The sequence below is a fragment of the Pseudomonas sp. TE3-3-F2023 genome (genome assembly GCF_036784815.1).
Classification (GTDB): Bacteria; Pseudomonadota; Gammaproteobacteria; order Pseudomonadales; family Pseudomonadaceae; genus Aquipseudomonas; species Aquipseudomonas pudica.
In genome coordinates this window covers 2,822,385-2,834,917 of record NZ_CP145113.1, presented here as the reverse complement: position 1 = coordinate 2,834,917, position 12,533 = coordinate 2,822,385, and the positions used below count along the sequence as shown (strand labels likewise).

The following is a 12,533-nucleotide window of genomic DNA, read 5'->3' as shown; positions in this document are numbered from 1 at the left end:
GCTACCATGCTCAAACCCATCCTGCTGGTCGAAGACAACCCACGGGACCTGGAGCTGACGCTCCTGGCGCTGGAGCGCAGCCAGTTGGCCAACGAGGTCATCGTGCTGCGTGACGGTGCCGAAGCACTCGACTACCTGCTACGGCGCAATGCCTATGCCGAACGTGACGATGGCAACCCCGCCGTATTGCTGCTGGACCTGAAACTGCCAAAGGTCGATGGCCTGGAGGTGCTGAAGGAAGTGCGCGCCACCGCCGAGCTGCGCAGCATCCCGACGGTGATGCTGACGTCCTCGCGCGAGGAGCCCGACCTGCTGCGCGCCTACGAGCTGGGAGTGAACGCGTACGTGGTCAAGCCGGTGGAGTTCAAGGAGTTCGTCGCCGCCATTTCCGACCTGGGGATATTCTGGGCGGTACTCAACGAACCGCCACCCGGCTCGCTGCGCCTGACCCGGCGTGGCAGCATCTGAGGTGCCTGCGACGATGCTGCCGACACCGCTCAAGCTGCTGATGGTCGAAGACAACTCGATGGACGCCGAGCTGACCCTGATGCGCCTGGAACGCAGCGGGCTGAATGTGCAGGCGCAACTGGTGTTCGACCATGCCGGTGTCGAGCAAGCCCTGCGCGAGTCCAGCCATGACCTGATCCTGTGCGACTGCGTGCTGCCGGGCTCGTCCGGCACCGAAGTGCTGGCCATTGCCCAGCGCCTGGCACCGGATATTCCGTTCATCTTCCTGTCTGGTATCTACGGCGAAGAACATGCGGTGGAAATGATCCGCCTGGGCGCCACCGATTATGTGCTGAAGAAGAACCTGCCGCTGCTGCCCAAGGCCGTACGCCGGGCCCTGACCGAAGTGCAGGAGCGCCAGCGCCGACGCCGCGCCGAAGAAGCCCTGGCCGACGTCGAGGCACGTGCACGCATTGCCATCGATGCTGCTGGCATGGGCACCTGGGACATGCGCCCGCAAGAAGGGCTGTTGTTGTGGGACGACCGCTGCAAGACCCTGTTCGGCCTGCCTGTCGATACCGAAATGACCCTCGACGTGTTTTACGCCGGCATCTACCCTGACGACCTGCCGCAGGTGCGCGAGGCGGTAGAGCACGCCATGTGCCCGGAAAGTGGCGGCGTGTATCGGGTCGAGTTCCGCATCGCCCAACCCGCTGGGCTGGAACCGCGCTGGTTGCTCAGCAGCGGCCAGAGCCAGTTCGTCAACGACCAGTGCGTGCGTTTTTCCGGGGTGCTGCAGGACATCCATGCCCAGCGCCTGGCCAACCAGGCACTGCGTCAGCTCAACGAGATGCTGGGTGAAAGGGTCGAGCGCCGCACTCGCGAACGCGACCGTGCCTGGGAGCTGTCGCAAGACTTGCTGGCCGTGCTCAACAAGGACCTGACCCCAGTCGCGCTGAACCCCGCCTGGGAAGCCAGCCTGGGCTTGTCCCGCGAGCGCCTGAGCCAGTCGTCCTTGCTGCACCTGCTACCCGAGCCCGACCAGGAACTGCTGCTCACCGAACTGGCCGCCCTCGCCCACGGCCGCACCAGCGCCCGCTTTGTCGGGCGTATCCTGGATGCCGGTGGCCAGCAGCGCTGGTTGTCCTGGGTGGTGGTGCCGGAAGACACCCTGCTTTACGTGGTGGCGCGCGACATCACCAGCGAACGCGAGGCCGCCCTTAGCCTGGCCGAAGCCAACGCCCGCCTGCGCGAGCAGATCGCCGAACGCGAACGTATCGAGGCCGCGCTGCAGCAGATGCAGCGGCTGGAAGCGGTCGGTCAGCTGACCGCCGGTGTGGCGCACGATTTCAACAACCTGCTGACGGTAATCCTCACCGGCGCCAGCTTCCTCGAGCGCGACCTGGCCAAAGCCGACCTGGAAAAAGCCCGTGCGCGGCTCACGCACATTCGCGAAGCCGGCGAGCGCGGTGCCAAGCTGACCTCGCAGTTGCTGGCTTTCTCCCGTCGCCAGCGCCTGGAGCCGGTGGCGCTGAACCTCAACCGCACCTTGGCCGGCCTGGAAGAATTGCTGCGCCGCACCTTGGGCGGCAATGTCTCGGTACGTCTGGACCTGGAACCAACCCTGTGGCAGGCGCTGACAGACCCGACCCAGACCGAAATGATCATTCTCAACCTGGCGATCAACGCCCGCGATGCCATGCCCGACGGCGGCCAACTGACGCTGTCGACCCGCAACACGCTGATCGACGCCCGCCCACAGCGCCCGGAAGACCCGGACCCTGGCGAGTACGTGATGCTGAGCATCCGCGATACCGGCTGCGGCATGAGCGAAGAGGTGCTGGCCAAGGTGTTCGAGCCGTTCTTCACCACCAAGGATATCGGCAAAGGCTCGGGCCTGGGCCTGGCCCAGGTGTTCGGCTTCGCCAAACAGTCCGGGGGTGGCGTACGTATCGACACCACGCCGGGGCGTGGTACGCAGGTGGCCGTGTACCTGCCGGCAGTCAAAAGTGAAGCCGTCAACGAACCGATGCCGTCGCTGCTCAGCCACTCGATAAGCGAAAGCGGCCGTAATCGCACCGTGCTGCTGGTGGATGACGACCATCTGGTACGGGACATGCTCGGTGATGTATTGCGCCAGTATGGCTACCAAGTGCGCCAGGCGCACAGTGGCGAACAAGCCTTGGCTTTACTGGATGAGCAGATCGACCTGCTACTGAGCGATTTCGCCATGCCCGAGTTCAATGGTGCGCAACTGGCACTAGCGGCACGCGAGCGGTACCCGCACCTGCCGGTGGTGCTTCTTACCGGTTATGCAGAATTGCAGGGGTTGGAGCTGCCGGGCAGCCTGGTGATCCAGAAGCCGGTACAGGCCGACGAACTGGCCCGCTTGCTGAACGAGATGCTTGGAACTGCCAGGTGACCGAACAGAGCCCCTGGCAAAACCTGCAGAAACGACAAAGCCCAGCGCTTGTCTTTCCAAGCACCGGACCGAGATACGTTTGAAGCAAGAAAATGGCAGGGGCGGCTGGATTCGAACCAACGCATGGCAGGATCAAAACCTGCTGCCTTACCGCTTGGCGACGCCCCTGTATCGGATGCAGCGTTTGCTGCTCTGACAATTCCAACTGAGTGACAACTGGGTTGTTGTCTTGGAATGCGCGGCACTTTAACAACAAACTTTGGGTCTGTGAACCCCCTGATGAAAAAAATTACCAAAAAACAGCGAGTTAGTCATTTTTGCGGTTGGCATGGTGACCATCCGTCGTTTTCCGCCCGCTTGGCTTCAACACAATCGCTTTCCTCCCTTCCAATCAGATGAGCCATCTGTATTGACCAAGGAGGACCCCATGCCTGTCTCCCACGACCTTTATCAGGACTTGCACTACCCGCGCGAAATCGTCCAGCAACGCCGTCAGCAGGACAAGGCACTGGATCGGCTGCTGGACGAATACATGGACATCGACAACCAGGTGCTGGCCGCCGAGTCGATCTCGGCGGGCAACTTCGAGGATGAAGACCTGCGCCGCCTGAAAGAACGTCGGCTGGCAGTGAAGTACATGATCGAGCGCCAACTGGAGCACAAGGGTTGAATCAACCCTGCAACATGGCCAGGGTCAGGGCGTCCGGCTCACCATCGTAGAACTGCACCAACGCCAGCTGGAACAGCGGGTTGCCGGGCGCTGCCTTGGCGAACAGGGTCAGGCACGAGCGCAACTTGAGGTGGTCGGGGCTGCCGAGCATTTCACGGGCGCTCTTGTCGCTGTGCTGCAGCAGCGCAGTCACGCAAGCCTCCAGGCGTGGGCCAAGCAGCGGATGAGCAAGGTAGGCACGGGCCTCGTCGATACCGGCCAGCGCATAGCGTTCGGCCATGGCGCTGTGGCCCAGGCCATCGACCTGCGGGAACACGTACCACATCCAGTGGCTGCGCTTGCGCCCGGTCTGCAGCTCCTGCATCACCTGGTCATACACAGGGTTCTGCGCCTCGACGAAACGCTGTAGATCATGGTCGGCGTGCATGCTCGTCCCTCCTCGAACCGATGCCAGCCTTTACTGTACGCCTGCACGGCAAATCTATCTCGTCAGGCGATGATTGCCGCGCAATTTCTGTATTGGTCAAAATGGCCGCCCTCGGGCAAGCTGCACACTGCCCCGCCATAGCCCAAGGAGCTTTGCTTTTGCCTGCCTGGATCCCTACCTCGCTACGTCAGCTTGGCCAACGCCTGCGCGGCGCCGCCGCCAACCAGAGTGAACTGCTCGGCTGGTTCGAGGACAAGGCGCACAGCCGCGGTTACCAGCTCAGCGACGGCCAACGCCGGGTGATCCACTGCATGGCCGAACAACTGGCGCAGCTCGAACAAGGCCAGCCTCGCAGCCTGTACCTTTACGGTTCGGTAGGCCGGGGCAAAAGCTGGCTGCTCGATGGCTTTTTCCAGGCCGTGCCGGTGCAAGCCAAGCTGCGTCTGCATTTCCATGACTTCTTCGCCCGCCTGCACCAGGGCATGCACCGCCACCGGGCGCTGGACGACGCATTGGGAGCGACCCTCGACGAACTGGTAGGCGATTGCAGGGTGCTGTGCTTTGACGAATTCCATGTGCACGACATTGGCGATGCCATGCTGCTCACCCGGCTGTTCAATGCGTTGTTCAGCCGTGGCGTGTTCCTGCTGGTGACGTCCAACTATGCACCTGAAGGGCTGCTGCCCAACCCGCTGTACCACGAGCGCTTCCTGCCGGTGATCCGCCTGATCAACAGCGCGATGGAAGTGCTGGAAGTGAGTGGCGATACCGATTTCCGCAGCCTGCCGGCCAACCGCGAGCATCAGCGCTTTACCCGGGGCCATTATGTGTGGCCGGGCAACGCAGCGCAGCGCCAGGCGTTGAATGTGCCCGAGCCGCAGCCGGTAATGCTGGAAGTGAACAAGCGCCCGCTGCGCGCGCTGGCCGTTGATGGCCGGCGGATTGTGCTTGGCTTTGACGACCTGTGCGAAAAGGCCACGGCAGTTATCGACTACCTGGTGCTGGCCGGGCAGTACGATGAGTGGATCATCGATGGGCTGGATGACTTGTCGGAATGTTCGCTGGCGGCGCAACAACGTTTCGTCAACCTGGTGGATGTGCTTTATGACCAGGATCGGCAGGTGCTGGTGATCGGCAAGCGGCCACTGGAAGAAAGCCTGGGCGGGCCGCTTGCCGACCTGATGCGAACGCGCAGCCGGTTGGGGCAGCTGCATCAGGTAGAGCCCTAGAACTGCATTGCCTGGGCCGGCCTCTTCGCGGGTAAACCCGCTCCCACAGGTATTGCACAGTTCTCAAGGCCTGTGACATCCCTGTGGGAGCGGGTTTACCCGCGAAGAGGCCGGCAAAGTCAAAACATCAACCCGCCCTGGGCAAATCCGCCAGCACCGCCTCGATCTCCCCCAGCACCGCAGGGTCATCCAGGGTCGATGGCGGCACATAGTCCTGCCCGTCGGCAATCTTGCGCAGCACCGCCCGCAGAATCTTCCCGGAGCGGGTCTTGGGCAGCCGCTTCACCAACCGCACTCGGTTGAAACACGCCAACGCGCCAATCTCCTCGCGCACGCTACCCACCAGGTCCACCAGCAACTGCGCCTCGGCAATGCCTTCGCCGTCCTTGAGCACCACCAGGGCCAACGGCACCTGCCCCTTGATCTCGTCATGTACACCAATCACCGCGCACTCGGCCACCGCCGGGTGGCGCGCCACCAGGTCCTCCATCTCGCCAGTGGACAGCCGGTGCCCGGACACGTTGATCACGTCATCCGTGCGCCCCATGATGTAGACGAAGCCGTCATCGTCCAGGTAGCCACCATCACCCGTGTGGTAATACCCCGGGTAGGTCCGCAGGTAGGCCTGCAGATAACGCTCATGGTCCCCCCACAGCGTCTGGCTGCACCCGGGCGGCAATGGCAGGGCGATGACGATCGAGCCCTGATGGTTCGGCCCCAGCAAGTGGCCCTCGTCATCCAGCACGCGCACGTGGTAGCCCGGCACCGCACGGTTGCTCGACCCTGGCTTCGCCGCGCTGCCTTCCAGCCCGACGCAGGGCGCGGTGACCGGCCAGCCGGTCTCGGTCTGCCACCAATGGTCGTGCACCGGCTTGCCACTGACCCGTTCCAGCCATTCGTGGGTGCTCGAATCCAGTTTCTCGCCAGCCAGGAACAGCTGGCGCAGCGAGCTCAGGTCGTGCTTGCGGATCAGCTCGCCCTCAGGGTCTTCCTTGCGGATGGCGCGCATGGCCGTAGGGGCGCAGAACAATGCGTTGACCTTGTATTGCTCCACCACCCGCCAATAGGCCGAGGCGTCCGGGGTGCGAATCGGCTTGCCTTCGTAGAACACTGTGGTGCAGCCGCTCATCAGCGGCCCATAGACGATCAGCGAATGGCCGACCACCCAGCCCACGTCGGATATGCCCCACCAAACATCGCCGGCCTGCATGCCGTAGATATGGCGCATGGCGTAGCACAGCGCCACGGCATTGCCGCCGTTTTCCCGCACGATGCCCTTGGGTTTGCCGGTGGTGCCAGAGGTATACATGATGTAAAGCGGGTCGCCCGCATCCAGTTCCACCGGTGCCACCGGCTCGGCTTCGGCCAATGCCGCCTGCCAGTCCAGGTCGCGGCCCGGATGCAGCTGGGCACGCGCCTGCGGGCGCTGCAGCACCAGCACATTGCGCGGCTGGTGACGGGCCAGTTGCAGGGCACGATCGACCAGCGGCTTGTATTCGATTACCCGCTCGAACTCCAGCCCGCAGGACGCCGTCAGCAGCAGCGTCGGCCGGGCATCGTCGATGCGCAAGGCCAGCTCGTTGGCGGCAAAGCCACCGAACACCACCGAGTGCACTGCGCCAATCCGCGCGCAGGCCAGCATGGCCATGGCCGCCTGCGGCACCATGGGCATGTAGATGATCACGCCATCGCCCTTGTTCACGCCCAACTGGCGCAGCAAACCGGCCAGTCGCGCCACCTCGTCGCGCAGTTGGTGATAGGTGTAGGCCTGCTGCACACCGGTCACCGGCGAGTCGTAAATCAGCGCCGGCTGCTCGCCACGGCCCTGCTCGATCTGGTGATCGAGGGCCAGGTAACAGCTGTTCAGGCGGCCATCGGAAAACCAGCGGTGGGTGCCGTCGGCATTGTCTTGCAGCGTGAGGGCAGGCTTGCGGTGCCAGGCCAGATGCGCGGCCTGTTCCGCCCAGAACGCGGCAGGGTCGGAAATGGAATGGGCGTAGCTGTGCTGGTAGCTCATATCGAAAGAAACCCGGTACTTGTTGTTATTGAAGGGCGAAACTTGAGTATGGACCGCTACACCCGCGCCGCCATGGGACTAAAGTCACAACCGACCTGCAAATTTGCAGACAACGCAAAAACGCCCCACAACGGTGCAAAGCCTCTAGAATAGGCAGCCCCTTCAGCCACCGAGCAGCTCATGGACATCGATCAGGCCCGTACCTTTCTGGAAATCGTGCGTTGCGGCAGCCTGGTCGCCGCCGCCGAACGCCTGTTCGTGTCACAGACGGCGATCACCGCAAGGGTGCAGCGCCTGGAACAGCAACTGGGCTGCCAGCTGTTCGTGCGCAGCCGCAACGGCGCCAGCCTGACCAGCGACGGCGAGGCATTCGTCAGTTATGCCAACCAGATGGTGCAAACCTGGGAAGCGGCGCGGCGCGACCTGCCGCTGCCCGAGGGTTGCCAGCAAGTGCTGCACGTGGGTGGTGAGGTGAGCCTGGGCAATCCGATGCTGCTCGACTGGGTCAGTGCCCTGCACCGCGAGCTGCCCAGCCACGCCATCCGCAGCGAGGTGAGCGACGGCGAAGCGCTGCTGCGCAAGGTCGAGATGGGCCTGCTGGATGCCGCGCTGGTCTACCAGCCGACCTACGGTCCAGGCTTGCAGGTGGAGCAGTTGATGGAGGAGAAGCTGATTCGTGTGCGCCGGGTCAACCAGCCGGCCCCGTACATCTATATCGACTGGGGCGAAGCCTTCCGTCGCCAGCACGATGCCGCCCTGCCCGACTGCGCGCGCCCGGCGCTGAGCTTCAACCTGGGCCCGCTGGCCTTGCAGTTCATACTTGACCAGGGCGGCAGCGGCTACTTCCGCACGCGGGTGGTGCAGGCCTATCTGGACAGCGGGGTGTTCGAGCGGGTACCGCAGGCGCCGGAATTCACCTACCCGACCTTCCTGGTGTACCCGCGCAAGCGCGACAGCGAAGCCCTGCAACAGGCCTTCGCCATCCTGCGCCGGCTGGTGGCCGACGGCGCCAGCGACTGGTCACAACGCTGGGACCCGGTTATCTGAAGCCTCGGCCTTGCTGAGCAGCTGGCGCTTGAGGCCGGCGATCAGGTCGGTCTGGGTGACCACGCCCACCAACTGGTCGGCATCGAGCACCGGCAGGCAATGCAGGCCCTGTTCGCACAGCAACGGCAGCAAGCGCTCCAATGGGTGCTGGCTGCTGACGCTGATTACCCGGCGGCTCATCACCTGCTCCATGCGCACCGCCTTGCGGCCGAACAAACCGCGCCAACTGAAGCGACCACGCTGCATGGCCGGGCCGACCAGGTCGCTGAGGCTGACTATTCCCACCAGTTTGCCCTGCTGCAGCACCGGCAGGGTTTTCAGATGGTGGCTGGCCAGTAGTTTCCAGGCCTGCTCCAGAGTGGTATCGGGGGTGGCGAACTGCACGTCGCGGGACATCACCGAGGCTGCGGTGATGCCACCGAGGCTGCGCTGCAGGGCATGTTGCTCGGTGGCCAGGATGATGCGTTCCAGTTCGTCCCGGGTGACGTCGACGAACTCGCCCAGGTCTTCCAGGGCCTGGTCCAGGTCTTCCCCACGGATGCCTACCCGCTCGCTGGGCAGCGGGTCATGGGTGTGGTGCAGGTCCTTGCGCGGCACCGCGCCTTTCGGGTACCGCACGCCGGTAAGGCGGTTGTAGAGGATCGCCACCGCTACCAGAATCAGTGCATTGAGCAGCACCGGCTCCAGCAGGTGATCGCCCATCGCGGTCAGCCCCGGGTCGGCCAGCACCGCGCTCACCGCCACCCCGCCACCTGGCGGGTGCAGGCAGCGCAGCAGGCACATCACCAGGATCGAGATACCGAGGGCGGCAGCGGCCACCCACAACTCCGGGCCGAAGCCCTGGCGCATGGCCAGGCCGACCACACCGGCCAGGGCGTAGCTGCCCAGCACCGGCCAAGGCTGGGCCAACGGACCGGAGTGCACGGCGAACACCAGCACGGCCGAAGCCGCCAGCGGGCCGAGCAGGTGCAAGGCAATGCTGGGGCCATAGGCCATGCTGGTCAGCCAGCCGGCAAGGAACAGGCCGAGCAACGCGCCGATACCGGCACGCAACCATTCTTTGGGGGGAATATTCAGGGGCGCTGGCAACAGCCGCTGCAGACGACTTTCGGAACGCGAGGCAGACATGTAGGTAATCGGAATCTGTAGTTTTTCTGGTTGAAAAGAAAGCCCAGCCAAGGTGGCCTGGGCCTCGTATTGCGGTTGCAATAGCACAAGGGGCTCCGTCCGTGGAGAGATGGAAACCGCAGGGTTTCGTGGGGGAATTTTGCCGGGTGGGGTGGGATTGGGCTAATTCAAAAAAATGCGGCTGTACTGCAATTTTTTTGCAGTGGTGATATGGCCCACGGAGTCATGCTTGCCGGCGATGGGCCGCAAAGCGGCCCCGGTATCACCGAGCCTTGCGCGGCAAGTCGATGCTTACCCGCAAGCCGCCCAGGGGGCTATCCAGCAACGCCAGGCGCCCGCCCCAGGCCTCGACGATATCGCGCACGATGCCCAACCCCAGCCCGTGCCCGTCGACCTGCTCGTCCAGCCGCGAGCCGCGCTCCAGCACCTGTTGCCGCTGGCCTTCGGGGATACCGGGGCCATCATCATCGACCCACACCTGGTAGCCCTCGGCATTCGGCGCAATTCCCAGCCGTACCTCGCTGTCGGCCCACTTGCAGGCGTTGTCCAGCAGGTTGCCGAGCAGTTCCAGGAAGTCCTCCCGGTCCCACGGCAGCAGCAGCCCGGGCGGTACGTCCCTGGCCAGCAGCAGGCCCTCACCATGAATCATGCCCAGCGTCCCCAGCAACCCCGGCAGCTCGAGGTCGCAATCGAACTGAGCGCCAGGCAGCGCATCCCCCGCCAGGCGCGCACGGTTCAGCTCACGCGCCAGGCGCTGCTGAATCTGCTCCAGTTGCTCACGCATCTGCGTGCGAACATCCGGCAGGTCCTTCAGGCGCTCGCTGGAGGCCAGGCTCAGCAACACCGCCAGTGGCGTCTTCAGTGCATGGCCCAGGTTGCCCAGGGCATTGCGGGAGCGGCGCAGGCTGTCTTCGGTATGGCTCAGCAGGTGATTGATCTGCCCCACCAGCGGCGCCAGTTCGCTGGGCACTTCGGCATCCAGCTGCGAACGCTGGCCCTGCTGCAACTGGGCGATCTGCTGGCGTGCCCGCTCCAGCGGCCGCAGCGAGCGGGTCACGGTGATACGCTGCAACACCAGCACCAGGATCAGCGCCACCAGGCCCATGCCCAGGCCGATCTGCTGCAGGCGCCGGAAACCTTCGCGTACCGGTGAATAATCCTGTGCCACGCTGATCGAGATGTCCTGGCCCAGACGCCGGTAATCGGCACGCAAGGCCAGCAGTTGCTGGCCTTCCGGGCCGAGTTCGTGGCTGTCGGAAAGGCCCGGCGCGGCGGGCTTGGGCATGTCCAGATCCCACAGCGAACGGGAACGCCAGGTGCCTTTATCGAAATCGATGCGGAAGTAATAGCCGGAAAACGGCCGCTGGTAGGCGGCCGAGATACGCCGCTCATCCAGCTGCAGGCCCGAAGGCCCGCGCACCAGGGCCACCAGCAGGTTTTCGCTTTCCTTGCGCAGGCCGTTCTCCAGGTAGCGCTGCAGGCCGACTTCGAACAGCCACAAGGTCAGCTGTGCCAGCACCAGACCGACCACCACCAGCACCGCCACCAGGCCCAGGCTCAGGCGCGCCTGGATCGACTTCACGCGGCGCTCCCGGCGTAGATGTAGCCTTGCCCGCGGCGGGTCTCGATGACGCTGCGGCCCAGCTTGCGTCGCAAGTGGTTGACGTGCACTTCCAGCACGTTGGAGTCGCGCTCGGTTTCACCGTCGTAGAGGTGCTCGGCCAGGTGGCTCTTGGACAGGATCTGCTGCGGATGCAGCATGAAGTAGCGCAGCAGCCGGAACTCGGCGGCGGTCAGCTGGATATCCACGCCGTCCCGGCTCACGCACTGCCGGCTTTCGTCCAGGTGCAGGCCGGCCGCTTCCAGCGTCGGCTGGTTGGCCAGGCCACGGGCACGGCGCAACAGCGCCTGGATGCGCAACTGCAGCTCTTCGGGGTGGAAGGGTTTGCTCAGATAGTCATCGGCCCCGGCCTTCAGCCCTTCGATACGCTCGGCCCACGAGCCACGGGCAGTAAGGATCAACACCGGCGTGGCCAGGCCGGCAGCACGCCACTGGGCCAGCACTTCCAGGCCCGGCAGGCCCGGCAGGCCAAGGTCCAGGATGATCAAATCGTAGGGTTCGCTCTGGCCCTGGTACACCGCGTCACGGCCGTCGGCCAGCCAGTCCACGGCGTAGCCCTGGCGCTGCAGGCCGGCGGTCAGTTCATCGGCCAACGGTACATTGTCCTCGACAAGCAACAGGCGCATTCAGTCGTCTTCCTCGTCTTTGAGCAGGGCACCGCTGCTGGCGTCGAGCTTGATCTCGCGCACCACGCCTTCAGCCGTCAGCAACTCGACTTCGTATTCGTAGCGATTGTCGTCTTCTTCCAGCTCGGCCTCCAGCAGGCGCGCCCCGGGGTGACGCCCCAGGGCGGTTTCCAGCAGATGCTCGAGTGGCAGGATGATGCCCTTCTGGCGTAGTTCCAGGGCTTCGTCCTGGTCCAGGTCGCGGGCAACGGCCAGGGAACACACGGCCAGCAGGGCCAGCGCGAGGTAGCGCGCCGGCCGCAGTAGGTGGATCATCAGTTGTCCCGCTCGTCCTTCAGCACTTCACCGGTCTTGGCGTCCAGCGCCACATCCCATTCGACGTTCTGCGTGTCGCGCAGCTCGACCTTGTAGATGTAGCGGCCGTACTCGTCTTCAAGCTCCGAGTCGGTGACAGTGGCACCTGGGTGCTTGGCCACGGCGGCGGCCTTGAGTTCCTCCAGCGACTTGACGGTCTTGGCATTGACCAGTTTGACCACTTCGTCGGGCTGCACATCCTTGGCGATGGCGGAATGGGCGCCCAGTGCAAGGACGGCGGCTACGGTGAACAGGGTAGTCATGCGTTTCATCGTTCTTCTCTCCTGAGAACTGTGCAAGTTGTCTACGGGGTTAAGATTAACCACCGGTCCTTAATTCAACCTGAAAACAACTGGCGCCATGATAGCGCAGGTCAGGCTACTGTCTCGCCATCACCAAATACTGCGCGCCCCTGAGGGAGCGGGTTCACCCGCGAACACCGGCACAGCCGGTGCCATGCACCGCGCTGTATTCTTCGCGGCTGAAGCCACAGGGTATTCGTATGAAGCCCTATAATGACCCGCCTGCCGCCCAAGAGGTCCGCC

General features: G+C 64.1%; 12 protein-coding genes and 1 tRNA gene. 5 read left to right on the top strand and 8 right to left on the bottom strand.

What is annotated here, in order from left to right; all coding sequences use genetic code 11:
* Positions 1–6: 6 nt before the first annotated feature.
* Positions 7–468, top strand: coding sequence for a response regulator (locus V3314_RS12890; RefSeq protein WP_046615719.1), 462 nt, complete (start codon positions 7–9; stop codon positions 466–468).
* A 13-nt stretch (positions 469–481) separates the two neighbouring features.
* A complete protein-coding gene (locus tag V3314_RS12885) occupies positions 482–2,869 on the top strand; it encodes a response regulator (RefSeq protein ID WP_046615720.1) in 2,388 nt (795 codons plus the stop codon).
* Positions 2,870–2,962: 93 nt separating this feature from the next.
* Here V3314_RS12885 and V3314_RS12880 read toward each other — a convergent pair.
* Positions 2,963–3,037 (bottom strand) — tRNA-Gln (locus tag V3314_RS12880).
* 259 nt (positions 3,038–3,296) lie between these two features.
* On the opposite strand from V3314_RS12880, the gene V3314_RS12875 reads away from it, so the two are divergent.
* Positions 3,297–3,539 carry a DUF465 domain-containing protein gene (locus V3314_RS12875; protein ID WP_046615721.1) on the top strand — a complete coding sequence of 81 codons (243 nt, stop codon included), beginning with the start codon at positions 3,297–3,299 and terminating at the stop codon, positions 3,537–3,539.
* A gap of 1 nt (position 3,540) precedes the next feature.
* Here the strand turns inward: V3314_RS12875 and V3314_RS12870 are convergent, their stop codons facing one another.
* A complete protein-coding gene (locus V3314_RS12870) occupies positions 3,541–3,966 on the bottom strand; it encodes a DUF1810 domain-containing protein (RefSeq protein ID WP_046615722.1) in 426 nt (141 codons plus the stop codon).
* 158 nt (positions 3,967–4,124) lie between these two features.
* Between V3314_RS12870 and zapE the strand changes: the two genes are divergently transcribed.
* A complete protein-coding gene (gene zapE / locus V3314_RS12865; RefSeq protein ID WP_046615723.1) occupies positions 4,125–5,195 on the top strand; it encodes a cell division protein ZapE in 1,071 nt (356 codons plus the stop codon).
* Between the two features lie 127 nt (positions 5,196–5,322).
* On the opposite strand, the gene V3314_RS12860 is transcribed toward zapE, so the two are convergent.
* Complete coding sequence (locus V3314_RS12860; RefSeq protein WP_046615724.1) at positions 5,323–7,212, bottom strand: propionyl-CoA synthetase; 1,890 nt, start codon at positions 7,210–7,212, stop codon at positions 5,323–5,325.
* A 180-nt stretch (positions 7,213–7,392) separates the two neighbouring features.
* On the opposite strand from V3314_RS12860, the gene V3314_RS12855 reads away from it, so the two are divergent.
* Positions 7,393–8,259: a LysR family transcriptional regulator gene (locus tag V3314_RS12855; RefSeq protein WP_085600220.1), complete on the top strand. Its 867-nt coding sequence runs from the start codon at positions 7,393–7,395 to the stop codon at positions 8,257–8,259.
* On the opposite strand, the gene V3314_RS12850 is transcribed toward V3314_RS12855, so the two are convergent.
* From V3314_RS12850 to V3314_RS12830, 5 genes are all read right to left on the bottom strand, one after another.
* On the bottom strand, positions 8,233–9,387 hold the full coding sequence (locus V3314_RS12850) for an HPP family protein (RefSeq protein ID WP_196173744.1): 1,155 nt from the start codon (positions 9,385–9,387) through the stop codon (positions 8,233–8,235). The genes V3314_RS12855 and V3314_RS12850 overlap by 27 nt on opposite strands.
* A gap of 262 nt (positions 9,388–9,649) precedes the next feature.
* A complete protein-coding gene (locus V3314_RS12845) occupies positions 9,650–10,969 on the bottom strand; it encodes a sensor histidine kinase (RefSeq protein ID WP_046615726.1) in 1,320 nt (439 codons plus the stop codon).
* On the bottom strand, positions 10,966–11,634 hold the full coding sequence (locus V3314_RS12840; protein ID WP_039614066.1) for a response regulator transcription factor: 669 nt from the start codon (positions 11,632–11,634) through the stop codon (positions 10,966–10,968). The genes V3314_RS12845 and V3314_RS12840 overlap by 4 nt, the downstream gene beginning before the upstream one ends.
* Complete coding sequence (locus V3314_RS12835) at positions 11,635–11,949, bottom strand: PepSY domain-containing protein (RefSeq protein WP_085600216.1); 315 nt, start codon at positions 11,947–11,949, stop codon at positions 11,635–11,637.
* Positions 11,949–12,260, bottom strand: coding sequence for a PepSY domain-containing protein (locus V3314_RS12830; protein WP_338460300.1), 312 nt, complete (start codon positions 12,258–12,260; stop codon positions 11,949–11,951). Before V3314_RS12830 ends, V3314_RS12835 begins: the two co-directional genes overlap by 1 nt.
* Between the last annotated feature and the right edge of the window lie 273 nt (positions 12,261–12,533).